The organism is Streptomyces sp. NPDC101227, assembly GCF_044767545.1.
GTDB lineage: Bacteria > Actinomycetota > Actinomycetes > Streptomycetales > Streptomycetaceae > Streptomyces.
Genome location: NZ_JBIWOD010000001.1, coordinates 329,908 through 353,609, shown reverse-complemented (window position 1 = coordinate 353,609; position 23,702 = coordinate 329,908). Strand labels below are relative to the sequence as shown.

Annotated in this window: 19 protein-coding genes and 1 pseudogene; 7 read left to right on the top strand and 13 right to left on the bottom strand. The window is 71.9% G+C overall.

The window, feature by feature from the left end; translation table 11 throughout:
- Window positions 1-16: 16 nt before the first annotated feature.
- The 6 genes from ACIRPT_RS01555 to ACIRPT_RS01530 all read right to left on the bottom strand — a co-directional run bounded on the left by ACIRPT_RS01555 (window position 17) and on the right by ACIRPT_RS01530 (window position 7,303).
- The gene (locus ACIRPT_RS01555; RefSeq protein ID WP_403820529.1) at window positions 17-2,470 is read right to left on the bottom strand and encodes an ABC transporter; all 2,454 of its coding nucleotides are present in this window, start codon (window positions 2,468-2,470) and stop codon (window positions 17-19) included.
- A 41-nt stretch (window positions 2,471-2,511) separates the two neighbouring features.
- On the bottom strand, window positions 2,512-3,774 hold the full coding sequence (locus tag ACIRPT_RS01550) for an NAD(P)/FAD-dependent oxidoreductase (protein ID WP_403820526.1): 1,263 nt from the start codon (window positions 3,772-3,774) through the stop codon (window positions 2,512-2,514).
- Window positions 3,774-3,965 carry a ferredoxin gene (locus ACIRPT_RS01545; protein WP_403498030.1) on the bottom strand — a complete coding sequence of 64 codons (192 nt, stop codon included), beginning with the start codon at window positions 3,963-3,965 and terminating at the stop codon, window positions 3,774-3,776. The genes ACIRPT_RS01550 and ACIRPT_RS01545 overlap by 1 nt, the downstream gene beginning before the upstream one ends.
- Before the next feature lie 50 nt (window positions 3,966-4,015).
- Window positions 4,016-5,227: a cytochrome P450 gene (locus tag ACIRPT_RS01540; protein ID WP_403821752.1), complete on the bottom strand. Its 1,212-nt coding sequence runs from the start codon at window positions 5,225-5,227 to the stop codon at window positions 4,016-4,018.
- Between the two features lie 158 nt (window positions 5,228-5,385).
- The gene (locus ACIRPT_RS01535; protein ID WP_403820523.1) at window positions 5,386-6,003 is read right to left on the bottom strand and encodes a TetR/AcrR family transcriptional regulator; all 618 of its coding nucleotides are present in this window, start codon (window positions 6,001-6,003) and stop codon (window positions 5,386-5,388) included.
- A 124-nt stretch (window positions 6,004-6,127) separates the two neighbouring features.
- The gene (locus ACIRPT_RS01530) at window positions 6,128-7,303 is read right to left on the bottom strand and encodes a CapA family protein (protein WP_403820520.1); all 1,176 of its coding nucleotides are present in this window, start codon (window positions 7,301-7,303) and stop codon (window positions 6,128-6,130) included.
- Here ACIRPT_RS01530 and ACIRPT_RS01525 point away from each other — a divergent pair.
- Window positions 7,302-8,475, top strand: a pseudogene (locus ACIRPT_RS01525) (M55 family metallopeptidase). The gene ACIRPT_RS01530 and the pseudogene ACIRPT_RS01525 overlap by 2 nt on opposite strands.
- 39 nt (window positions 8,476-8,514) lie before the next feature.
- Here the strand turns inward: ACIRPT_RS01525 and ACIRPT_RS01520 are convergent.
- The 3 genes from ACIRPT_RS01520 to ACIRPT_RS01510 all read right to left on the bottom strand — a co-directional run bounded on the left by ACIRPT_RS01520 (window position 8,515) and on the right by ACIRPT_RS01510 (window position 10,988).
- Window positions 8,515-8,895 (bottom strand): VOC family protein, encoded by a 381-nt coding sequence (locus tag ACIRPT_RS01520; protein ID WP_403820517.1) that lies wholly within the window; start codon window positions 8,893-8,895, stop codon window positions 8,515-8,517.
- Between the two features lie 111 nt (window positions 8,896-9,006).
- On the bottom strand, window positions 9,007-9,324 hold the full coding sequence (locus ACIRPT_RS01515; RefSeq protein WP_403820514.1) for a DUF1330 domain-containing protein: 318 nt from the start codon (window positions 9,322-9,324) through the stop codon (window positions 9,007-9,009).
- A 101-nt stretch (window positions 9,325-9,425) separates the two neighbouring features.
- Window positions 9,426-10,988, bottom strand: a complete 1,563-nt coding sequence (locus ACIRPT_RS01510) for an AMP-binding protein (RefSeq protein WP_403820511.1) — start codon at window positions 10,986-10,988, stop codon at window positions 9,426-9,428.
- Window positions 10,989-11,279: 291 nt separating this feature from the next.
- Here ACIRPT_RS01510 and ACIRPT_RS01505 point away from each other — a divergent pair, with 291 nt between their 5' ends.
- Together ACIRPT_RS01505 and ACIRPT_RS01500 are read left to right on the top strand one after the other, a co-directional pair.
- Complete coding sequence (locus ACIRPT_RS01505; RefSeq protein ID WP_403820508.1) at window positions 11,280-13,130, top strand: alpha-L-fucosidase; 1,851 nt, start codon at window positions 11,280-11,282, stop codon at window positions 13,128-13,130.
- 160 nt (window positions 13,131-13,290) lie between these two features.
- Window positions 13,291-13,866 (top strand): TIGR03086 family metal-binding protein, encoded by a 576-nt coding sequence (locus ACIRPT_RS01500; RefSeq protein WP_403820505.1) that lies wholly within the window; start codon window positions 13,291-13,293, stop codon window positions 13,864-13,866.
- A 152-nt stretch (window positions 13,867-14,018) separates the two neighbouring features.
- Here the strand turns inward: ACIRPT_RS01500 and ACIRPT_RS01495 are convergent, their stop codons facing one another.
- Window positions 14,019-14,189 (bottom strand): hypothetical protein, encoded by a 171-nt coding sequence (locus ACIRPT_RS01495; protein ID WP_403498018.1) that lies wholly within the window; start codon window positions 14,187-14,189, stop codon window positions 14,019-14,021.
- A 502-nt stretch (window positions 14,190-14,691) separates the two neighbouring features.
- Here ACIRPT_RS01495 and ACIRPT_RS01490 point away from each other — a divergent pair.
- Window positions 14,692-16,158, top strand: coding sequence for a lipase maturation factor family protein (locus ACIRPT_RS01490; protein WP_403820501.1), 1,467 nt, complete (start codon window positions 14,692-14,694; stop codon window positions 16,156-16,158).
- Here ACIRPT_RS01490 and ACIRPT_RS01485 read toward each other — a convergent pair whose 3' ends face one another.
- A complete protein-coding gene (locus ACIRPT_RS01485; protein WP_403820498.1) occupies window positions 16,159-17,295 on the bottom strand; it encodes a tetratricopeptide repeat protein in 1,137 nt (378 codons plus the stop codon). It lies immediately after the preceding gene.
- A gap of 325 nt (window positions 17,296-17,620) precedes the next feature.
- On the opposite strand from ACIRPT_RS01485, the gene ACIRPT_RS01480 reads away from it, so the two are divergent.
- Window positions 17,621-18,844: a lactonase family protein gene (locus ACIRPT_RS01480; RefSeq protein ID WP_403820496.1), complete on the top strand. Its 1,224-nt coding sequence runs from the start codon at window positions 17,621-17,623 to the stop codon at window positions 18,842-18,844.
- Between the two features lie 355 nt (window positions 18,845-19,199).
- Here ACIRPT_RS01480 and ACIRPT_RS01475 read toward each other — a convergent pair whose 3' ends face one another.
- Window positions 19,200-19,907: a transglycosylase family protein gene (locus tag ACIRPT_RS01475; protein WP_403820493.1), complete on the bottom strand. Its 708-nt coding sequence runs from the start codon at window positions 19,905-19,907 to the stop codon at window positions 19,200-19,202.
- Window positions 19,908-20,427: 520 nt separating this feature from the next.
- Window positions 20,428-21,177 (bottom strand): PaaX family transcriptional regulator C-terminal domain-containing protein, encoded by a 750-nt coding sequence (locus tag ACIRPT_RS01470; protein ID WP_403820491.1) that lies wholly within the window; start codon window positions 21,175-21,177, stop codon window positions 20,428-20,430.
- 94 nt (window positions 21,178-21,271) lie between these two features.
- Here ACIRPT_RS01470 and ACIRPT_RS01465 point away from each other — a divergent pair, with 94 nt between their 5' ends.
- Complete coding sequence (locus tag ACIRPT_RS01465; protein WP_403820488.1) at window positions 21,272-22,936, top strand: acyl-CoA dehydrogenase family protein; 1,665 nt, start codon at window positions 21,272-21,274, stop codon at window positions 22,934-22,936.
- Window positions 22,936-23,700, top strand: a complete 765-nt coding sequence (locus tag ACIRPT_RS01460; RefSeq protein WP_403820485.1) for a crotonase/enoyl-CoA hydratase family protein — start codon at window positions 22,936-22,938, stop codon at window positions 23,698-23,700. Before ACIRPT_RS01465 ends, ACIRPT_RS01460 begins: the two co-directional genes overlap by 1 nt.
- The last annotated feature ends 2 nt before the right edge of the window (window positions 23,701-23,702 follow it).

Genomic DNA, 23,702 nt, shown 5'->3' with positions numbered 1-23,702 from the left:
GTACATTAGCGGACCGTCAAGATGGCTCCGGCCGCGCCCTCCGTCGGGCCAGGTAGGGCGCCGTACGGCTGTCCGCGGCGGCCGCCACCTCGGCCGGGGGGCCGGCGGCGACGATCCGGCCGCCGTCCGCGCCGCCGCCCGGCCCCAGGTCGATGACGTGGTCGGCGCCGGCGACCACCCCCATGTCGTGCTCGACGACCACCACGGTGTTGCCGGCGTCCACCAGGCCGTGCAGCTGGCGCAGCAGTACCTCGGTGTCGGCGGGGTGCAGCCCGGTGGTGGGCTCGTCGAGGAGGTAGAGGGTGTGGCCGCGGCGGGCGCGCTGGAGTTCGGTGGCGAGTTTGATGCGCTGGGCCTCGCCGCCGGACAGTTCGGTCGCGGGCTGGCCGAGCCGCAGATAGCCCAGGCCCACGTCCTGGAGGGTGCGCAGGCTCCGGGCGGCGGCGGGAATGTCGGCGAGGAAGCCGGCGGCGTCGTCGACGGTCAGGGCGAGGACGTCGGCGATGGTGCGGTCGCGGTAGGTGATCTCCAGCGTCTCGGGCTTGTAGCGGGCCCCGTGGCAGGCGGTGCAGGGCGCGTACGTGCCGGGCAGGAAGAGCAGCTCGACGGCGACGAAGCCCTCGCCCTGGCAGGTTTCGCAGCGGCCGGCGGCGACGTTGAAGGAGAACCGCCCGGCGGTGTAGCCGCGGGCGCGGGCCTCGTCGGTGGCGGCGAAGACCTTGCGTACGGCGTCGAACAGTCCGGTGTAGGTGGCGAGGTTGGAGCGGGGCGTGCGCCCGATGGGCTTCTGGTCGACGCGTACCAGCCGGTCGATGGCCTCCAGGCCCTGGGCGCCGGTGAGCTGGGCGCGGGCCGTCGGGCCGGTGTCGGGCTCGCTCTCGCTCGCTTCGGATGCGGGTGTCCCCAGGTGTTCCCGTACGGTCTCGGCGAGGACCCGGGTGACCAGTGTCGTTTTGCCGGATCCGGAGACGCCGGTGACGGCGGTGAAGACGCCGAGCGGGAAGGCGGCGTCCAGGCCGCTCAGGTTGTGCAGGGTGACGCCGTGCAGGGTCAGCGCGCCGGAGGGGGTGCGCGGGGTGCGTTCGGCGGGTGGTTCGGTGGCGAAGAGGAAGCGGCGGGTGGCGGAGGCGGCGGCGTGGGCGAGGCCGGCGACCGGGCCGCTGTGCAGGACCTGGCCGCCGTGTTCCCCGGCGCGCGGGCCGATGTCCACGATCCAGTCGGCGCGCCGTACCACGTCCATGTCGTGCTCGACGACGAAGAGCGAGTTGCCCGCTTCCTTGAGCCTGCCGAGGACGGTGAGCAGGGATTCGGTGTCGGCGGGGTGGAGGCCGGCGGAGGGTTCGTCCAGGACGTAGACGACGCCGAAGAGGCCGGAGCGCAGCTGGGTGGCGAGGCGGAGGCGCTGGAGTTCGCCGGCGGAGAGGGTGGGCGCGGGGCGGTCCATGCTCAGGTAGCCGAGGCCGAGTTCGGTGAGCACCTCGATGCGGGCCACCAGGTCGCGGGCGAGCGTGGGGGCGGGGGCGTCGTCCGGCCGCTGTGCGGTGGGGCGCAGCAGTTCGGCGAGGGCGCCGAGCGGCAGGCCCGCGAGGGTGGCGATGTGGTGGCCCGCGAAGGTGACGGCCAGGGCCTCGGGGCGCAGCCGCCGCCCGTCGCACACCGGGCAGGGCTCGGCGATCAGGAATCCCTGGACGCGCTTGCGCAGGGTGTCGCTCTTGGAGTCGGCGAAGGTGTGCAGGACGTAGCGTTTGGCGCTCATGTACTGGCCCTGGTAAGGGCGTTGGATCCGGCCGGCGTCGCGTACCGGGTGGACGGTGACGACGGGCTGTTCGTCGGTGAACAGGATCCAGTCGCGGTCGGCCTGCGGCAGCTCGCGCCAGGGCCGGTCGATGTCGTGGCCGAGGGCGGCGAGGATGTCGCGGAGGTTCTTGCCCTGCCAGGCGCCGGGCCAGGCGGCGATGGCACCGTCCCGGATGGAGACGGCCGGGTCGGGGACCAGGGAGTCCTCCGTGACGCGGTGGACGGTGCCCAGGCCGTGGCACCGGGGGCAGGCGCCGGCCGCGGTGTTGGGTGAGAAGGCGTCGGAGTCGAGGCGTTCCGTCGTGCCGTGCGGGTAGTCGCCGGCGCGGGAGAAGAGCATGCGCAGGGTGTTGGAGAGGGTGGTGACGGTGCCGACGGAGGAGCGGGCGGTCGGCGCGGAGCGCCGCTGTTCGAGGGCGACGGCGGGTGGCAGGCCGGTGATGTCCTCGACCTTCGGGGCGCCGACCTGGTGGATCAGGCGGCGGGCGTAGGGGGCCACCGACTCGAAGTAGCGGCGCTGCGCCTCGGCGTAGAGGGTGCCGAAGGCGAGGGAGGACTTGCCCGATCCGGACACCCCGGTGAACGCGACCAGCGCGTCCCTCGGGATGTCCACATCGATGGTGCGGAGGTTGTGCTCACGGGCGCCGCGCACCCGTACGTACGAGTCGGCCATCCCTCCATGATCGGGCACGGTCCCCCGTGATCCGGCACCTCTCAGCCGGCGGCCGTGGCGGTGCGGATCCGCTCGCGCGCCTCCTCCCAGGGGGCGGGGCTGGCGATCACCGCGCGCAGGGCGCGGACCTGGCGGGGCGGCAGGCCGGTCGTCAGGACGCCGACGGCGTTCCCTTCGCGGCCGTAGAGGGCGACGGTCCGGCGCTCGGCCCGGTCCAGCACGGTGGTCTCGACGCGGTCGGCGCCCGTGGTCAGTCCGTATGCCTGGAGCTTGATGGCGTACTGGTCGGACCAGAAGTACGGGACGGGGGCGAACGGGTGGCGCTCCTGGGCTTCCCCGTTCCCGGCGCCTTCGGTGCCCTCGGCGGCCAGCTCGGCCAGGAGGTTGCGGGCGGCGGCCATGCCCTGTTCGCTCGCGTTCGTCCGGTGCTCGAAGCGCAGCGGCCGGCCGTGCACCGGGTGGTCCCAGCGGGCCACGTCGCCCGCGGCGTAGATGCCGGGGGCGGCGGCGCAGTAGGCGTCGCAGCGCAGCCCGTCGGTGGTGTCCAGGGCCGGGTCGTCGCCCAGCCAGCCGACGGCGGGGGTGGAGCCGATCGCCACCAGGACGGTGTCGGCGGGCAGCAGGGTGCCGTCGGTCAGCCGTACGCCGGTGACGCGTTCCCCGGTGGTCTCGAAGCCGTCGACCGCTCCTGTGTGCAGGGTCACGCCGCGCGCCCGGTGTTCCTCGGCCAGCAGTTCGCCGATCTCGGTGCCGACGGCGGCGGCCATCGGTATCGCGTCGATGCCGACGAGGGTGACGTCGTGCCCCAACTCCCGTGCGACCGCGGCGGCTTCGCAGCCCAGGACGCCATTGCCGACGATCACCAGGCGGCGGCCGGTGCCGGTCAGCCGGGCGCGCAGGGCCAGCGCGTCGTCGAGGGTGCGCAGGGTGTGCACTCCGGCGATGTTCTCGGCGCCGGGCAGCGTACGGGCCGTCACGCCGGTGGCGATGATCACTCCGGCGCAGGCCAGGTGCTCGCCGTCGAGGGTGAGGGTGCGGGTGGCCGCGTCGAGGCCGGTCGCGCGGGTGCCGAGCCGCAGGTCCAGGTCGAGCGGTGCGAGCTGTTCCGTGGTGCGCAGCAGCAGGCGGTCCGGCTCCCATGCGCCGTGCAGCAGCTGTTTGGACAGCGGCGGCCGGTCGTACGGCAGATGGGGTTCGTCGCCGATGAGGGTGAGCGGGCCGCTCCAGCCGAAGCGGCGCAGCGCCTCGGCGGCGGCGAGCCCGGCCGCCGACGCGCCGACGATGGCGATGGGCCGGGCGGTCATCAGTGCACCTCGATGACGGCGGCCGGGCAGATGGCGGCGGCTTCGCGGACCGCGTCGTGCTGCTCGGCGGGCGGTTCGGCGTCGAGGAGGACGACGACGCCGTCCTCGTCGCGCTGGTCGAAGACCTCGGGGGCGATCAGCACGCACTGGCCCGCGGCGCAGCACTTGTCGGCGTCAATGGTGATCTTCATGGTGGTAACTCCGTGGGGATTGTGGGGCGTTGGGCGTTGTAGGTGTCCGGCTACCAGGTGACGGGCAAAGCATGGCAGCCGTAGATCGCCATGTCGGTGCGGAACGGGATCTCCTCGACCGGCACCGCGGGCCGCAGCGCGGGGAAGCGGCGCAGCAGGGTGCCGATCACCACCTGGAGTTCGACGCGGGCCAGCGCCTGGCCGAGGCACTGGTGGATTCCGTAGCCGAAGGCGACGTGGTGCTGGGCGTTGGGGCGGGTGATGTCGAGGCGGTCGGCGTCGGCGAAGACGGTCTCGTCGCGGTTGGCGGACGGTACGGCCGCCACGACGCCCTCACCGGCCCGGATGAGGTGCCCGTCGATCTCGATGTCGACGGTGGCGACCCGGCGCGGGCCGTTGCGGATGATGCTGTGGAAGCGCAGCAGTTCCTCGACGGCGCCGCGGATCAGCGCGGGCTCCTGGCGCAGCCGCTCCGCGGTGGCCGGGTCGCGCATGAGGGTCAGGGCGCTGAGGCCGATCATGTTGGCGGTGGTCTCGTGCCCGGCGATGAGCAGCAGGGCGGCGAAGGCGGCGACGTCGTCGTGGGTGATCTCGCCGGTCCGCTGCTGTTCGGTGATGAGCCGGCCGAGGATGTCGTCCTGGGGGTCAGCTTCCTTGGTGGTGACCAACTGGTCGAGGTAGTCGCGCAGTTCGACGCGGGCGGCCTCCCGTTCGGCGTCCGGGACGGTACGGGAGAGCAGCGTGCCGGTGAGCCGCTGGAAGACGTCGTGGTCGTCGTAGGGGACACCGAGCAGCAGGCTGATGACGAGGGAGGGAACGGGCAGGGCCAGCGCCTCGATGAGGTCCACGTCCTGACCTGCCCGGCGCTCCATGGCGTCGCACAGTTCGTCGGTGATGCGCTGGATCTCCGGGCGGAGCGCCTCGACGCGCTTGACCATGAATTCCCGGGTGACCATGCGGCGGAGCCGGGTGTGCTCGGGCGGGTCCATGCGGATGAAGCCGCGGTTCTGGGTGTTGCCGCCGCCGGTCATGCCGCTGAGGGGGTAGCCGTGCAGGGTGGTGTCGGAGCTGAAGCGGGTGTCGCCGAGGATGGCGCGGATGTCGCTGTAGCGGGTGGCAAGCCATGCCCAGCTGCCGTCCGGGAGCGAGATCTTGGAGATCGGCTGCTCGGTGCGCAGGTCGCCGAATTCGGCGGGAGGATCGAAGGGGCAGCCGGCCGGGGGCTGTACGGGGAGCGGTGCGGGTGCGGTGGAAAGTGTCATCTCGCTCATCTCGCTTCTCGCGCGCACACCGGGCAGCGGCGTGCGCCATGAGTCGAACGTTCGCCTAACGACTGTAAGCTTACATGTGTAATGCACAGGTAAATGTGTGGCGGGTGAGGTCCCGAGGGGGGATGCCGACGGCCCGTGGGGCGGCCGGCTCAGCGCTCCAGCAGCAGTCGCAGGATCTCGTCCACGAACCGGTCCAGCCGGCTGGCGTCCTTGCGGCTCGGCATGACCTGCCAGAGCATGACCCGGCCGTGCACCGACGACCACAGCACGTACGGCGCCTCGGAGCGCGAGCCGCGCACCTGCCAGCCGGCCTCCTCGCAGGCGGTCAGCGCGTCGTGGAAGCCGCGCACCAGCGGCGCGGCGGGGTGCCCGGCCAGCCGCTCGGGGCCCACCGGGGTCTGCCGGGTCTCGTAGAGCAGGCGGTAGGTGGCGGGGTGCCCGATGGCGTAGCGGCAGTAGGCGCGCAGCTGGGCGCGCAGCCGTGCGACGGGATCGTCGTCCGCTTTCGCGGCGGCCTCGGCCATCGCCTGGCCGAGCCGCTCGTAGCTGACCTCCATGGTCGCCCAGACCAGCTCGGTCTTGTCGGCGAAGTGGCGGTAGATGCTCGGCGCGGCGACGCCCGCCTCGCGGGCCACCGCGCGCAGCGACAGCGCGTCCTCGCTGCCGACCTCTTCCAGGAGGCGTTCGGTGGCCCGCAGGAGTTCTTCCCGCAGCCGCTCGCCCTGGCCACGCGGGTTACGGGGCCGGGCGGCCGCACTCTCGCTCACTGCCCTCCGGTCCTTCCCTGGCCTCGCGGATGTCACAGCGGGTCGCGATCCCGCGCGATCCGGCAGGTGACCAGGGTTTCACACCGCGGGCGCAGGCCGCACCGGAGCGCGCTGCGGCGCCCCGTCACCTGCCCATGCGCAGCCCCTGCGCGCGGGCGCCCCGGCTGAGCACCGCCTCGCGGATCGCCTGACGGACGTCCGTATACCCGGTGGTCCTGGCAAGGTTGCGCACCCGCAGCGGCGGTCCCAGCACGGAGAGCTGCGGAATGTATTCGGCCTTGGTGACCTCCCAGCGCCCGCCGGGCCGGTCGGGCGGGGCGAACCGGAAGCGGGCGAGGGTGCCCCAGTTGCCCTCCGGTTGCTTCATGGCTCCGGCGAGCTGGTCGCCGAGGCCATAGGCGACCCAGGTGCCGTTGACCTTCTCGTACGGCTGGGGGGTGTGGGCATGGGTGCCGATGATGAGGTCGATGTCGGGGCGGCCGTTGGTCACCGAGGCGGTGAGCGCGCGGGCGAGCTTCAGCTGCGCCTCGGTGGGGGCGGTCCGGTACTCCCTGCCCCAGTGCGGGCTGACGACCACGACATCGGCGCCGGCCCGGCGGGCGGCCCGGGCATCCGCGATGATCCGCTGCGCGTTGATCAGGTTCACCGTCCAGGGCGCCGACGCGGGGCGGCGCTTCTGGTCGGTGCCGTAGGTGTACGCGAGCTGGGCCACCCGCGCCCCGCCGTCGGCCCGCAGCAGCGCCGGACGCCCTCCCTCGGCGATGTTGCGCCCGGATCCGGCGTGCCGCAGCCCGACCGTGTCCAGGGCCTCCAGGGTGTGGCCCACCCCCGGTACGCCCCGGTCGAGGACGTGGTTGGAGGCCGTGGAGCAAGAGTCGTAGCCGGTGTCTTTCAGGGCGGTGGCGAGCTGCGGCGGCGCCTGGTAGCGGGGGTACCCGGTGAAGGGGCCGGACAGCGGGCCGAGCGGCGCCCCCAGATGACACAGCGCCAGATCGGCGCCGGAGATGACCGGCTTCACATCCGCGAGCATCGGCCGGTAGTCGTACCCTGCGTCCGCCGCGTCCTCCCGCGCCGTGCCGAGAACGTCCGGGGAGGACGGGAGGATGTCGCCGGAGGCGACCAGGGTGAAGGGGCGGGCGCCGTGCGTCATGGGGGCGCCGGCATGGCCGCGCGGCTGGGCCTTGGCGAGCGGCGGGCGGGCGACGTGCGGGTCGGGGTGCGGGGTGCGGGGCGGGCCGGCGCAGCCCACGGCCAGGGCGGCGACCAGGGCGAGGGCCGCATACCGTGTATACGCGCTCATGCCCGAAACACATATCACCACTTTCTGGCGCATTTCTGGCGTACCGCCGCGGCGTCCGGCGCTCTCCCCCGTACGGCCCTCCGCCGCTCCCCCTCCGCGGCGGACGCTGCACCCGGGCGGCACCCGCCGAGCTGCCCCGGCGGCAGGGCGGCAGCAGGGCGGCGGAGTTGACGCGGGCTCAGACACCGGGGAGCCGCCTGGACGGTCACCCGTGGCGACGCCGGCGGGCCGGGCGGCCGAAAAGGCGCTCTGGCCGCGCTCCGGCGGGCTCCCGCATAACTGGTCGGCAGGCCGGCCCGGAACGCGACGAGCTCCGGGCGGCGCCCATCGCATCCAGGGAGCGTATGCCGTGAAGATCTTCGTCTCCTCCGACATGGAGGGCACCGCGGGCGTCGTGGACTGGTCGCAGTGCCGGCCCGCGGAGCCCGAATACGACTACTACCGGGGCCTGTTGCAGGAGGAGGTCAACGCCGCGATCGAGGGGGCGCGGGCCGGCGGCGCGACCGAGTTCCTGGTCAATGACGCACATTCGGCGATGACCAACCTGCGACCGGACGCCCTCGCGGGCCGCAGCCGCTATGTGTCCGGGCGCCATAAGCCGCTACATGATGCAGGGCCTGGACGCCTCGTTCGACGCCGTCTTCTTCGTCTCCTACCACGGCTCGATGTCGGGCACCCCGGCCACGCTGTCGCACACCTACAACCCACGGGCCATCAGCGAGGTGCGGCTGAACGGTGTGATCACCGGGGAGAGCGGCATCAACGCCCTGGTGGCGCTGGGCCATGACGTGCCCGTGGTGCTGATCACCGGTGATGACACCACGGCCGCCGAGATCGAACCCTTCTGCCCCGGCATCCGCGGCGCCGTGGTCAAGTCCTCGGTGTCCAGATTCGCCGCGGACAGTCTGCATCCGCTCGATGCTCGGGAGGTGATCCATGAGGCGGCGCGCGAGGCCGTACGGGCCCTGCCGCGGGCCGCCCCGCCGCGCATCGCGTTGCCCGCCACGCTGACCGTACGGTTCCGCAATCCGGACCTCGCCGAGATGGCCGCCTGGGTCACCGAGGTCGTACGCGTCGACGCCGTGACCGTGCGGCTGAGCGACGAGGACCCGGTCCGGCTCTACCGCAGGTTCGTCACCGTCGTGGTCCTCACCCGGGGCATCGCCGAGTGAGGACGCCCTCGGCCCGGGGCCTAGCCGGCGGGGCGAAGGCTACGAGGCGCTGATGCAGAACGGCTGCCCGGACGGGTCCAGGAGTACCGTCCAGCGCTCTCCGCCGGGCTGGTGCGCGGGTTTCGTGGCGCCCAGGGACAGCAGCCGCTCCTCGGCGACGGCGACGCCGTCGACGGACAGCTCGAGATGGAAGGCGAGCTCGTCCTCCGGCCAGTTGGGGGCCTGGTAGTCGCGTGCCGTGTAGAAGACGTAGCCGGTCGTGCCGTCGCTGATCATCACCGCCGAATCGCCGAACGTCTGGGCGACCTGCCAGCCCAGGGCGGCGGCATAGAACTCGGCCAGCACCTTGCCGTCGTGCCCGCCGAATCCCGCCCCGCGCAGCCGCGCCACGCCCTCGCCCGTGCTCTGTACGCCGCTCATCGCGCCACTCCTCGTCCAAGGTCCCGGCCACGCCACTCGCGGCCGGCTCCACCGACGCTATGAACCCACTAGGACACCTGGTGTCCGCGATGAGGGCGCACGCGGCAGACCCTAGGTCGTGTCCGACGCGACGTAGCCGTCCGCGACACCCGGCACCAGCACCAAGTCCCCCGCGATATGCCGGGTACGCAGCGGCAGGAGTTCCTGATACGCGGGCGAGTCGTACCAGGCACGCGCCGCCTCGATGTCCGGGAACTCGATGACCACGACGAATCCCGGCCACTCCCCCTCCCTGACCTCGACCTGGGCGTTGTGGACCCGGAACCGGCCGCCGAAGGGATCCATGGTCACCTGGATCCCTTCGATGTAGCGGGCGATGTCGGGGTGCGGTGCGGCCGGGCGGAGGTGGGCGATGGCGAATGCGGTCATGGGACTGCCTCTCTCATGGTGTGCGGCCGGGTGGGCCGCTGACGACCACGTTTCCATTCGCCGCCGTACGGGTCGATTACCTACGAGGTCATCGTCGGCGCTCAGATGACGCCGTCCCGCCCCTCCCAATACGGCTCCCGCAGCCGCCGTTTGAAGAGCTTTCCCGACTCGTCGCGGGGCAGCCGCTCCTCGAACACCACGGCCCTGGGCACCTTGTACCCGGCCAGCCGCTCACCGACATGGCCGCGTACCGCCTCGGCGCTGAGCACCACGCCCGGTTCGGTCTCCAGATGGGCGGCGAGCACCTCCCCGAACTCCTCGTCCGGGATGCCGAAGACCGCCGCGTCCCGCACCCCGTCGAGGGCGAGCAGACAGCCTTCGATCTCCGCCGGGTAGATGTTGACGCCGCCGGAGATGACCATGTCGTTGCGGCGGTCGCTGAGGTAGAGGCAGCCGTCCGCGTCGAGGTGGCCGATGTCGCCGATGGTGACGTATCCGGGGAGGCCGGGGGCCTCCATCGCGGCGCGCTTGGCGGGGTCGCCGAGGTAGGTGAACCGCGGCCAGCTGTCGCTGGGTTTGAGGTAGATCTCACCGGTGGCGCCGGTGGGCACCGGCTCGCCGTCCGGCCCGAGGACCGCCACCCCGCAGGTCCCCTCGGCCCGGCCGACCGTACCGGGGTGGGCCAGCCACTCCGCGCTGTCGCACCAGGTGACGGCGCCGGTCTCGCTGCCGCCGTAGTACTCCCGCAGCACCGGACCCAGCCAGTCGATCATGGCGTGTTTGATATGCGGCGGGCAGGGCGCCGCGGCATGCACCACCGAGGTGAGCGAGCTCAGGTCGTAGCGCTCGCGCACGTCCTTGGGCAGCCGCAGCAGCCGTACGAACATCGTGGGCACGACCTGTACCTGCTCGATCCGGTGCCGTTCGACCAGCCGCAGGAACTCCTCGGCGTCGAAGCGCGGCATCAGGGTGATGTCCAGACCCGCGGCGAGGGCGAGCACCGCGTGCTGGCTGGGCGAGGCGTGGTAGAGCGGCGCGGGGATGAGCGTACGGCCACCGGGGGCGACGGCGAAGTACTCCAGGAAGGACTGCACCGCCTCCGCGATCTGTTCCTGGGGGACGGGTTCGCGCAGTACTCCCTTGGGGCGGCCGGTGGTTCCGGAGCTGTAGATGACGGTGGGCGGGCGCTCCGCGGCGGCCTCCGCCAGCGGCTCGTGGCCCGCCAGCCAGGCGTCCAGGAGAGGGTGGCGGCCGGTGGCGGCCGGCGCGCTGAGGCCGCAGGCGGCCGCGACGCCGGAGGGGACCGGGGCCTCGACGATCCGCGCCCCCTCGGGGAGCACCGCGGTCACCGCGTCCACCATGTCCGTGTGCACGAAGACGACCTTGCTGCCGCTGTCGGTGAGCACATGCCGTAGATCGTCGTGCTTGAAGTGCCAGTTGACGGGCACGGCCGAGGCGCCCAGCTGGGCAGCGGCGGCGGTGATTTCGAGATACGCGGGCTCGTTGCGCATGACGATGGTGATCCGGTCGCCCGGCTCAACTCCCATGTTCCGCAGGCCCGTTGCGATACGCCCGGCCCGCTCGAGGAACTCGGGATAGCCCCGCTCATGACCGGCCGAGCGGATGGCGGGCGCGGTGGCGGATGGTGCGAGGGCGTCATCCATGGTGCCTCCAATGCGTGTCGGCCGCGCCCATTGAACAGGCAGCCGGGGCGGGATTCCAGAGCGCCTGACGCGATGTCAGTACACACAACCTCCCCCGCGCACCCCCCTTACATCCGAGGTCTCACCCTCCCATCTCGCTGCTCACCCCTCAGTCACCCCCGCTCGCCCGCACCCTCCCTCTCCTGTCCTCCGATGTTTGTCGCATCCGAGGTCTTCCGATCCCCGCCTACGGGGCGGCACCATGCGGGAGGCACCGAAGGCACGCACGCACCCTGACCGAAGGAGCGAGCTATGCACAGCCGCACAAGACGCCACCGGTTAACGGGCGTTGTGGGAGCACTGAGCGCCTTGCTCCTCACCGTCGGCAATCCCGTGACCGCCACCGCACGGCCCACGCCCGCCCCCGCGCCCCGGCCCATGACGTCCGGCCCCGGCACCAACCACGCGACCGACGATCCCTTCACCTCCGCGCGCACCGCCTGGTGGCGCCAGGACCGCTTCGGGATGTTCATCCACTTCGGCGCGTACTCCAACCTCGAGGGCGAGTACACCCGGCCCGACGGCACGGTCTGCCGCAACGCCGAGTGGATCAAGCGCGAGTGCAAGATCCCGGACGAGGTGTACGAGCGGCAGGCCGCCACCTTCAATCCGGCCGGCTTCGACGCCACGGCGGTCGTCAAGGCCGCCAAGGACGCCGGACAGCGCTATATCGTCATCACCGCCAAGCACCACGACGGCTATGCGATGTGGCCCACCCGGCAGAACAAGTGGAATCTGCGCGACCACTCCGCCTTCGACCCCCACCGCGACATCCTCGCCGAGCTGAAGAAGGCCGCCGACGCCGCCGGCATCAAGCTCGGCTTCTACTACTCGATCTGGGACTGGCACGACCCCGACTTCGGGGACCCCGCGACCTTCCCGCGCTACGAGAAGCGGATGTACGGCCAGCTCAAGGAGCTGATCGACGGCTATGACCCGGCGCTGCTGTGGTTCGACGGCGAATGGGACGCCGACCACCCCACCAACAAGTGGTCCCGCCAGGACGGCGCCGACCTCCAGGCCTATCTGCACGGTCTCAACCCCCGCCTCATCGTCAACAACCGTGTGGGCAAACGCGAGGTGGTGGACGGCGACTTCGGCACACCGGAACAGGAGATCCCCGCCGAACCGGTCGACGGGCAGCTCTGGGAGAGCTGTATGACGCTCAACGACCACTGGGGCTTCGCCAGGTACGACACCCACTGGAAGTCCTCGGCCACGGTCATCCGCAATCTCCTCGACGTGGCCGGCCGCGGCGGCAACTACCTCCTCAACGTCGGGCCGGACCGGCACGGCCGCATTCCGCAGCCGTCCGTGGACCGGCTGCGCGAGGCCGGCCGGTGGCTGGGCACGCACGGCCAGGGCGGCGCCGTCTACGGAGCGGGGCACACCGGCCTGGTCGCGGACCCGTCCTGGGGCGCGGTCTCCCGCCGGGGCAACGACCTCTACGCATCCGTCACCGCCTGGCCCGCGCCCGGCCGGCCCCTGCACCTCACCACCAAGGCCCCCTTCCGGGTGACGTCGGCGGAGGTGCTGGGCAGCCCGCGGCAACGCGTCGAGGTCACCCCGGCGGGCGACGGCTACGACCTCACCCCGTCCGGCCCGGCCGTCGACCCGGCCGCGAGCGTCATCCGGCTCACCATCGAGCCGCCGACCGCAGCGCCCGCCGGCACCGGCACCGGTCTGACGGCGCAGACATGGCCCAACGACTCCTTCACCGGGCCGCCCGCGGTGACCACCACCGACCCGACCGTGAACAAGTCCTACCGCTTCGACGGCTCCCCGGACCCCCAGATCCCCGCCGACCACTTCGCCACCCGCTGGACCGGCAGCATCCAGCCGCGCTTCGACGAGACGTACACGCTCACCACCGTCTCCGACGACACCGTGCGACTGTGGATCGACGGCAGGCCGGTGATCGACAGCGCCATCCCGCACGGCCCCAAGGTCGACAAGGGCACCGTCACCCTCAAGGCCGGCCACCGCCACAGCATCCGCATCGACTACACGGAGCGCACCGGCGAGGCCCATCTGAAACTGCTGTGGTCCAGCCCCAGCCGGCCGCAGCAGATAGTGCCGCAACGTCAGCTGTACGCCGGCTGACCGGCGCGGGCACGGTAGGGCGGGCGCCCCGACGCACCACCGGAAAAAATTCTCGCCCGTTGGCCCGATCGAGTCATCGGAGCCCGGCGGACCGCGACTCCGCCCGCTCGCCGTGCGCCGTCACGGGCACTGTCAGTGCCCGCTCCTATCCTCGGGGAGCATGAACCATGACGAGATCCTGCGCATCCACGGCGAGGCCCTTGAGCTCTTCGGGACCCGGGTCCATGCCGTGCGTGACGATCAGTGGGAGGCCCCCACGCCGTGTACGGAATGGTCGGTGCGCGATCTGGTGAACCACCTCACCGCCGAGCAGCTGTGGGTGCCCCGCCTGGTGCGTGACGGCGCCACGATCGGGGAGGTGGGCACGGATTTCGACGGCGACCGGCTGGGCGTCGACCCGGCCTCGGTCTGGGACCGTGCGGCGGTGGCCGCCGTGGCGGCGTTCAGCGAACCGGGCGCGCTCAACCGCACCGTCCATCTCTCCTACGGCTCCAGCCCGGCCGACGCGTACTGCGTCCAGATGATGGCCGACGCCGTGGTCCATTCCTGGGACCTGTCCCGCGCGATCGGCGCGGATGAGCATCTCCCCGACGGCTTGGCGACGGCGGCGCTGCGCGAGGTCGAGCCGTACGCCCCGGGTCTCGTCGCCTCCGGACTCTTCGCCCCCGCCATCGAGCCCCCGGCGGACGCCGACGATCTCACCCGGCTGCTGTGCCTGCTGGGCCGCCGGCCCTGACCTCGCATACGACGGGGAGCGGCGCCCATGGCGCCGCTCCCGTCACTTCGCTGCCCCGGCCGCTGTGCCTCGGCCGGCCGATCGCGCGCAATAAGACCGACAGCGAATTCGATCTCCGCCGTCGCGATCAAGCTCCGGCGTCGCGGTCGGTCTCAGTCGATTCCGCGGAAGATGTGCGGCTCGGCGGGGTCGTCGTCGCAACCGGCGAGGCGCACGGGGACGCATCGGCCCCAGACCTCGAGGTTGCGGAGTTCCTTGATACGACCGGGCCGGTCATCTTGCTTCAACCGGGGCTGCTTGTACTGAGCCTTGTGCAATGCCACCACGCACTCCTTCATTGAGGTAACGGTCCGACGCGGTGGCGCCTCATTCACAAACCGGGAGGTCAGCCAGGGTTTGTGGCGGTCCCGCGACGGGCCAATGGTGTTGGCTTCTCCCAGAAGGGTCGTCCGTCGACCACCAGAGTATCGACGTCCCGCACGACGTGCTCGACATTTTCCGGCGAAATCGACATCGCGTCGGGAGGCGGAAATCACACCCCGGTCGGCAATGGCCCCGACGGATCATGAGAACCCGCACCCTCCTGCACACACGGCGCTACGAGGACCCTCAATCAATTCGAACGAATTTCGTATTGCGAGGCCCTTGGATAAACACGAGCCAGGGGATTCGACGGCCCGCGAGAGGGCGCCGTTGATCTTCGCACCCGCCCGATGACGACCGGGCGCAAGGGAGCGGGAGGGATCGCGGGGGATCGCGAGGGATCGCTTCCGCGGCCGCGCGCCTGTCCCTCAGGTGTGCGGCCGCAGTGCTACCCATGGGCGGGTGGAATGGTTCTCGGATCCCGGCTACTGGCTGGGGCGGCTTGTTTTCCAGCGGATGCTGGCGGTGACCTATGCCGTCGCGTTCGTTGCGGCGGCCCGGCAGTTCCGGGCGTTGATCGGGGTCCGGGGGATGCTGCCGGTGCCCGAGTTCGTGGCGCGGGTGCCGTTCCGGGCGTCGCCGTCGGTCTTCCAGCTGCACTACTCGGACCGGTTCTTCGCGCTGTGGGCGTGGAGCGGGGCGCTGCTGGCGGCGGCGGTCGCGGCGGGGGCGGCGGACGCCGTGCCGCTGTGGGTGTCGATGCTCATGTGGCTGGTGCTGTGGGCGATGTATCTGTCCATCGTCAATGTGGGGCAGACCTGGTACAGCTTCGGCTGGGAATCGCTGTTGCTGGAGACGGGCATGCTCGCCGTCTTCCTCGGCAACGCCGATACCGCTCCCCCGGCCCTGGTCCTGTATCTGCTGCGCTGGGTGCTCTTCCGGGTGGAGTTCGGGGCCGGGCTGATCAAGATGCGCGGTGACCGTTGCTGGCGCGATCTGACCTGTCTGTATTACCACCACGAGACCCAGCCGATGCCGGGCCCGCTCAGCTGGTTCTTCCACCATCTGCCCAAGCCCCTGCACCGCGTCGAGGTCGCCGCGAACCATATGGCCCAACTCGGCCTGCCGGTACTGCTGTTCGCCCCTCAGCCGGTGGCCGGATGGGCCGCGGTGGCGATGGCCGTCACCCAGTTGTGGCTGGTGCTGTCCGGCAACTTCGCCTGGCTGAACTGGCTCACCATCACGCTGGCCCTGTCGGCCCTCGCGCCGTCGTGGTGGCACGCGTCCTCGACACCGGCCGCGCCCCCGCTGTGGTTCGAGGTCCTCGTCCTCGCGGCCACGGCATGCGTCGTGCTCCTCAGCTACCGCCCGGCCCGCAATCTGCTGAGCCGGCAGCAGCGCATGAACACCTCCTACGAATCGCTGCACCTGGTCAATTCCTACGGCGCGTTCGGCAGTATCACGCGGGTGCGCCGGGAGATCGTGGTGGAGGGGACGGCGGATGCGGTGACCGGCCCCGGCACGACCTGGCTCGCGTACGAGTTCCACGGCAAGCCGGGCGATGTCCGGCGGCTGCCGCGCCAGTTCGCGCCGTATCACCTGCGGCTGGACTGGCTGATGTGGTTCGCCGCTCTCTCGCCGGCGTACGCGAGGGCATGGTTCGTGACGTTCGTGGAGCGCCTGCTGGAGAACGACCGGGACACGCTGCGGCTGCTGCGCACCAATCCGTTCCCCGACGCCCCGCCGGCGCGGGTCCGGGCCCGGGTCTTCCGGTACCGCTTCACGACGTGGCGGGAGCTGCGGGAGACCGGGGCATGGTGGCACCGGACCCAGGAACGGGACTTTCTGCCCCCCATGGCGCTGTCACCCCTGCCGCCGTCAGCGTCCCGGCCGTCCGGCCCGTCCCGCCGGTTCCGGCCGTCTCGCTGATCAGGCCGCCTTCTTGCCTTCGGCCGTCGCGGCCGTCTCGACCGTACCGACTGCGTCAGCCGTACCGGTCGTCTCGGCCGTACCGGCCATCTCGACCGCCTCGGCCACCCCGCCCTCCCCGCTCCGCTCCGTCACCTCGGTGCGAAAGGCGATGACCATGTCCCGGGCATGACGCAGCCCGATCCGTACGAAATCCCGCTCCAGTACGGCGAGTTCGGCGAGTGTCCCGTCCAGGTCGCGGCCCAGTCGGGCACGGGACTTGGTCAGGCCGAGGCGGGAGAGGGCGACGCCGCGCGGTTCGTTCATATCGCTGAATTCGGCCAGTGCGAGGGCGTAGGTGTCGCGCGCCGCCTCGTACCATCCGGCGCGGTAGTGGACGTTGGCGCGCATCTTGTGGTTGTAGGCGAGGGCGCTCGCCAGGTCCATGGAGCGGCAGATGGTCTCCGCCTCGGAGAGCAGGGCCAGCGCGCGGTCGGGCTCGCCCTGCACCGAGAGGACGTCGGCCACGCCGCGGAGCGACCACGCGCGGCCCCGGGCGTCATCGGCCTCGGTGGCTATCCGGGTGGATTCCTCGAACAGCTCCAGCGCCTTGGCGTAGTCACCGGTGTTGCGGTGCATCTGGGCGATGCCGGACATCGCCCAGACCATGTGGCGGGCCTCGCCGTGCGCCCGGCCCTCTTCGAGGAGGCGCTCGTGGAGTTCGGCGACCGCGGCGTAATCACCCTGGATACGGCCGGTTTCGGCGAGGCCGGCGAGGGAGTAGCCGTGCGCGAGACGGTCTCCGCTGCCGGCGGCCAGCTCCACGGCGTGCGCGAGCAGGCGGCGGGCGAGGGGCAGCGTTCCGCACTGGCGGGCCAGGGTGCCGCCGCTCCACAGGGCCCACGACATGGCGGCCGCGTCGCCCGCATCGCGTGCGCAGCGGTAGCTGTCCCGCCAGGCGGCGCCGGCGTCCGCGACCCGGCCCAGCCGCCGGTTGGCCTCGGCGACCGCCAGCGCCGCGCGCGACCGCTCCAGCGCCGTGACCGCGTCGGCCTGCGCGCGGCTCGCCGTGGCCAGCACCTCCTCGTACGAGGAGTTCACGCCCAGCGCCGAGCCCAGTTCGCCCTGATATTCCGGGGCGAATGCCTTGCCGTACATATATTCATGGCCTCTCGCTCATCTCCGTGCATTGATCACGAAACTACGGGCGGTGAGGGGTGCCGCGAATCAATCCACGTATGGGTTCTCACCGTCCGTCTGGAGTGCCACTGAGGGGGTGCGGGTCATCATCTGGGTGTAGGGGAATCTCAGGGTCCGGCGTCGGAACCGGCCCTCGGAATCGGCATTCGGGACCGGCCTTCGGGACCGCGTCCTTCACGTTGCGCACCATGCAATGAGAGTTGCGGCGCTTGCCTTGGCGTACGGCACCGGCCACCCTGGCTGCCAGATCCGCCATCCGTGATCACCGAAGCCGAGGTGTGGCATGAGCGCAGGACGAGGCATGGGGGCCGGGGCAGGGGCAGGCCTCGGCCGGCGTCACTTCATGGGGGTCGCCGCGGTCGGCGTGGCGGGCCTGATGGTCGGGGACGGGGCCCCCGCGCAGGACCGGCGGCTCCGCGGTACCCCCCGTGAAGTGGCGCCGGACGGCACCGGTAGTCCGAGCACCCGGCGGCCGCTCTTCCTGGGGACCTACACCTCGCAGGAGGGCGGCGGCACCGGCGTCGGACTGGGGACGTACGACACCGCCGGCGGTCTCATCACCGCAACGGGCGTCGTGGCGGGCGTCGCCGACCCCTCCTATCTGGCGCTCGCGCCGTCCGGGCGGACCCTCTACGCGGTCGATGAGCGGGAGGAGGGCGGCGTCACGGCGCTCGCGCTGCCGCCCGGCGGTGCGCCGCCCAAGGTGCTGGGTACGCAAACGACCGGCGGCGCCGGGCCCTGCCATCTGTCCGTGCACCCCCGCGGACGCTGGCTGCTCAGCGCCAACTACCTCTCGGGCAGCGTGGCGGTGCATCCGATCGATCCGGAGAGCGGCGCTCTCGGGGAGCGCACGGACGTGGTCGCGCATGCGAGCCCGCCGCCCGGTCCCGGCCAGGACGGGCCGCATGCGCACCAGATCATCACCAGCCCGGACGGCCGCCATGTGCTCGCCGTCGATCTCGGGAACGACACCGTCTACACCTACCGGCTCGACGAGAACGCCGGCCGGCTGACCCAGGTGTCGTATGCGTCGCTGCGGCCGGGCGCCGGGCCCCGGCATCTGACGTTCCATCCCTCCGCTGCCTTCGCCTATCTGGCGAACGAGGTCGACAACACGCTCGTGGTCTGTGGATACGAGAGGAGGAGCGGGCGGCTGACGCCCGGGGCGCCGCAGTCCACGGGGACGGGTGCGGGCACCAACTACCCGGCGCAGATTCTGGTCACCCGGAACGGCCGCTTCGCGTATCTCGCCAACCGGGGCCACAACAGCCTCACCCGCTATGCCGTGGAGGCGGGCGGGGCGCGGCTTCGGCTGCTGGACACGGTGCCGGTGGGCGGCGACTTTCCGCGACAGATCGCGTTCTCGCCGGACGAGCGGCTGCTGTTCGCGGCGAACCAGAAGTCCGGGACGGTGACGGTGTTCTCGGTGGACGCGGCGACGGGGGCGCTGGCGAGAGTGGGCGAGCCGTTCGCCGCACCGATGCCGGTGTGCGTACTGCCCGTCTGACCCGGAACGCTGCGGCAACGGGTTCGCGTGGTTGGCGTCGGCCTCCATGACGTCATCGTGATCGCGGTTGACGCGGTAGCCGGCGGCCGGATCATCCAACACCGGCTTCCCGGCGCCCCGTTGCGGGCGGTCAGCCCGATGGTGATTGGCGCTGCTGACCGCGAGTGTGAAGGCGGCGCGAAAGCGGATTCGGGGTCGATGGGCCAAAAAATGCGGGCAGGCCGTCCGCGGCGCCACGGACGGCCTGCAATTCCCTTGGTCGCAGCACCCTCGATCGCATTCCCCGGAGCCGTTCCGGAGGATGCGGAATTCGGTCACCGGAATGCGGTCACAGGAATGCGGTCACCGGATATGGTCAGCTGACGTCGGAGCGCCGTACGGCGAGGCGCATTCCCGGGTAAATGAGATCCGGGTCCGCACCGATCACCGGACGGTTCAGCCGGTAGAATTCCTGCCAGCGCCAGCCGTGCGCGGAGGCGATTCCGCTCACCGTGTCCCCATGGTTCACGACGACGAAATCGCCGGTACTCCGGTGGCGTGCCGCTTTCCACCGCTTCTCCGGAGAGGGCGCGGCGTGCGGGGCCGCGGTGCGCGGCGTGGTCGTGCGCGGGGTCGTGGCCCTCGGTGCCGTGGCCCGCGGTGCCGTGGTGCGCGGCGTGGCCGCCCCCCGCAGGCCCAGCGAGGCCGAGCAGGCGGGCCAGGCGCCCCACCCCTGGCGGGCCAACACGCGCTCCGCCACGTTGATTTGCTGCGGCCGGCTCGCCAGCGCCGCCCGCGCGGCGTAGCTGCCGCCGCCGAACGAGTGCCAGGTGCTGTGCGCGAACTGCAGCCCGCCGGAGAACCCGTTGCCCGTGTCGGCGTGCCAGTGCCCGCCGCTCTCGCACCCGGCCAGGCGGTCCCACGTCCCGTTGCCGACCGCTTCGGCCGACCCCTCGGCCGTCACGTTCAGCGCGCCGGCCGCCAGCAGGACCGCGGCCGCCGCGACACCCCGGGCCCCCCGGCCCCGGAATTCACTCCGGCCGACAGATTCCGATCCGGTCTCGTTCACCTGAGGAAATTCCATTTTTTGCTCCCGTCGCTCGCCGCGCAGTTACCTGCCGGCCATTCAGGAAACCTGGCACCTTGACATCCGTCGCTTGCGCAATGTCCTGCGTATCTCCGTGTGCAGAACCTCGTGTATCCCCTTGCGGATTGCCTCTTGCGTACTGCCTCGTGCGTATTGCCTCTTGCGCGTTTCCTCGAGTGGTGCCCTGTGCATTGCCATGCGCAGCGAATTCCGTGTGGTGCCATGAATTCGACGGGTCAGACACAACCATGCGCGGAGTTCGCATCGACAGAGCGCGCGGTAGCGCCTTCGCCGACCGGCTTGCCCCCTTGCCGCCACATCGGGGACAGGCACCCCCGCATGGCGCACCCGTGGGACGGGTAGGGGCGCACCCTTCATGCCAGAGGCACGTGAAACCCGAGCGAATCGCCCATGCGTTCACATCGGCCGTGTCCGCCGGGCGCACTCGTGGGGCTCGGTGCACACGCGCGGCGCAGGTCCGCACGCACCGCGCACGGCCCGTTCGGCCGTGCCACGGTCAGCCGGCGCGGGAGGGCGTGACGTACTGCCGTAGCAGCTCGCGCAGTTCGGCCTCGAACTCGTCGTAGCGACAACGGAGTTCGACCCCCGGCCAGTGACCTGGCAGCAGGGGGTCCGGGAGCAGTGGATCGGTGAGGAGATGGCGCAGTACAGCGGCCGAGATGGTGAAGCGTTGCGCGGGAGTGGCCGCGCCGTCAAGAGCGGTCAGCAGGGCGCGCGCCCGCGCCGACCAGCCGGACAGATCCCACAGCGTGCGCGCCAGCGCCGCCGGGTCGCCGTCCGGGGTTCCGGTCAGCAGGGTGCACTGCTCGGTGACCACGGCCGGGCGGGGCCTTTCGAGGTTTCCGGGGCGCAGCCAGGTGCCTTCGCGCAGTTCCCCCAGCCGCAGGGCCGCCATCGCCTGCCGCAGCGCGGTCCGTTCGGCGGCCGGCCGGCGCTCGACGGTGACCACGGCGATCTCCCAGCCACCGTCCCAGGGGCGGGTCCGGGGCGACCGGCTCTCGTCCTGCCGGGCCTGGCGCGCCAGCAGCCGGTCGGTGAGCTCGTAGGCGCCGTCGCGCTGCCGCAGGTCGCCGGCGGCCACCATCCGGGAGAGCGCGACCCGGACGGTGCCCTCGGCAATGCCGAAGAGTTCGCCGACCCGCACCAGGGCGCGCGCGGGCATCCGGGGCGGATGGTGCCCGAGGAGGGTGCTCAGCACGATGGAGCGGGCGGTGAGCGGCCGCAGCGCGAGGGAGTCGTCGTTCATATGTGCCCGAAATTCTAGCCAGCCGCTCCCCGCGCCCCGCCATGACCGTCTTACACTCTTCCCACGAGTGTTCTAGATCTGTAACGTCATGGGTATGACCGTCACTCACGAAGTCCTGAATCAGGCCCCGCCCCTGACCGAGTTCAGTACGGCGGACGAGCCGGCCCTGCTGGAGGCACTGCGCCGGGAGGGTGCCGAGTGGGGCGAGACGGAGGTGTCCGCGCTGGGGGCGCTGGCCGGTACGCAGGCGGTGCAGGACCAGGCGCGCTGGGCGGAGGAGCACCCGCCGCGCCTGCACACCCACGACCGCTTCGGGCATCGCGTCGACGAGGTCGAGTTCCACCCCGCCTGGCACCAGCTGATGACCGTCGCGGTGGAGCACGGTCTGCACGGCGCGCCCTGGTCCGACGACCGCCCCGGCGCGCATCTGGTGCGCGCCGCGAAGTTCTACGTCTGGTCGCAGGCCGAACCGGGCCACGGCTGCCCCATCTCGATGACCTACGCCGCCGTGCCCGCGCTGCGCGCCGCCCCGGACCTGGCCGCGCAGTACGAGCCGCTGCTCGCGTCCCGCACGTACGACTTCGGGCTGCGGGCGCCGCTGGGCAAGGCGGGCCTGATCGTGGGCATGTCGATGACGGAGAAGCAGGGCGGCTCCGACGTACGGGCGAACACCACGCGCGCGGTGCCGGCCGGCGACGGTACGTACCGGATCACCGGCCACAAGTGGTTCACCTCGGCGCCGATGAGCGATGTGTTCCTGGCTCTGGCCCAGACGGCGGAGGGGCTGAGCTGCTTCCTGGTGCCGCGCGTACTGCCGGACGGCACGCTCAACGGGATGCGGCTGATGCGGCTCAAGGACAAGCTGGGCAACCGCTCCAACGCCTCCTCCGAGATCGAGTACGACGAGGCGGTGGCGTGGCCGGTCGGCGAGCCGGGCCGCGGGGTGCGGACCATCGTCGAGATGGTGAACATGACCCGGCTGGACTGTGTGCTGGGCTCGGCGGCGGGGATGCGGGCGGGGCTGCGGCAGGCGCTGCATCACACCGCCCATCGGCGGGCGTTCGGGCGGGAGCTGGACCAGCAGCCGCTGATGCGTGCGGTGCTGGCCGACCTCGCGATCGAGTCGGAGGCGGCGACGCTGCTGGCGATGCGGCTGGCGGCGGCGGTGGACCGGGCGCAGGCCGGGGACGCCGGGGAGGCGGCGCTGCGGCGGCTGGCGCTGGCGGCGGGCAAGTACTGGGTGTGCAAGCGGGGCAGCACCCATGCGGCGGAGGCGCTGGAGTGCCTGGGCGGCAACGGCTATGTGGAGGAGTCCGGCATGCCGCGGCTGTACCGGGAGGCGCCGCTGCTGTCGATCTGGGAGGGCTCGGGAAACGTCGCCGCGCTGGACGTCCTGCGCGCACTGGGCAAGGAACCGGCCGCGCTGGACGCCTTCTTCGCCGAGGTGGACGCCGCCGCGGGCGCCGACCGGCGGCTGGACGCGGCGGTGGCCGGGGTCCGCGAGATGCTCGGCGGGCTGGCCGTTCCGGAGCGGGCGCAGCTGATGGCGCGGTCGCTGGCGGAGCGGATGGCGCTGGTGCTCCAGGGTTCGCTGCTCGTCCGGTACAGCCATCCTGCGGTCGCCGATGCGTTCTGCGCCTCGCGGCTGGGCGGACAGTGGGGCCATGCGTTCGGCACGCTGCCGACGGGCGTCGACCTGGGCGCGATCCTCGACCGCGCCCGGCTGAAGGACCCGGCCGCGGCACGGGACGGAGCGTGATGTCCGTACGGGTGGAGCGCGCGGGGCCGGTGACGACGGTGGTGCTGTCGCGGCCGGCCGCCCGTAATGCCGTGGACGGTGCGACGGCACGCCAACTGGCCGACGCCTTCCGGGAGTTCGAGGCGGACGACGAGGCGCGCGTGGCGGTGCTGTGGGGCGAGGGCGGAACGTTCTGCGCCGGCGCCGATCTCAAGGCGGTCGGCACCGAGCGCGGCAACCGCGTCGCCCCGGACGGTGACGGCCCGATGGGCCCGACCCGGCTGCGCCTGAGCAAGCCGGTGATCGCGGCGGTGGCCGGCCATGCGGTGGCCGGCGGCCTGGAACTGGCGCTCTGGTGCGATCTGCGGGTGGCGGAGGAGGACGCGGTCTTCGGGGTGTTCTGCCGGCGCTGGGGTGTGCCGCTGATCGACGGCGGTACGGTGCGGCTGCCCCGGCTGATCGGGGCGGGCCGGGCGATGGACCTGGTCCTGACGGGCCGTCCGGTCCCGGCCCGGGAGGCACTGGACATCGGACTGGCGAACCGCCTCGTACCGACCGGGACCGCCCGGACGGCGGCCGAGCGCCTGGCGGCCGAGATCGCCGCCCTCCCCCAGGCCTGTCTGCGCAGCGATCGCGCCTCGCTGCTGGAGCAGGAAGGCAAGGACGAGGTGTCGGCCATGGCCGTCGAACTCCGTTACGGGCAAGGGGTGTTGGCAGAGGGACTGACGGGAGCCGCCCGGTTCGCGGCGGGTGCGGGGCGGCATGGGGAGCCGTACCGGGCCTAGGT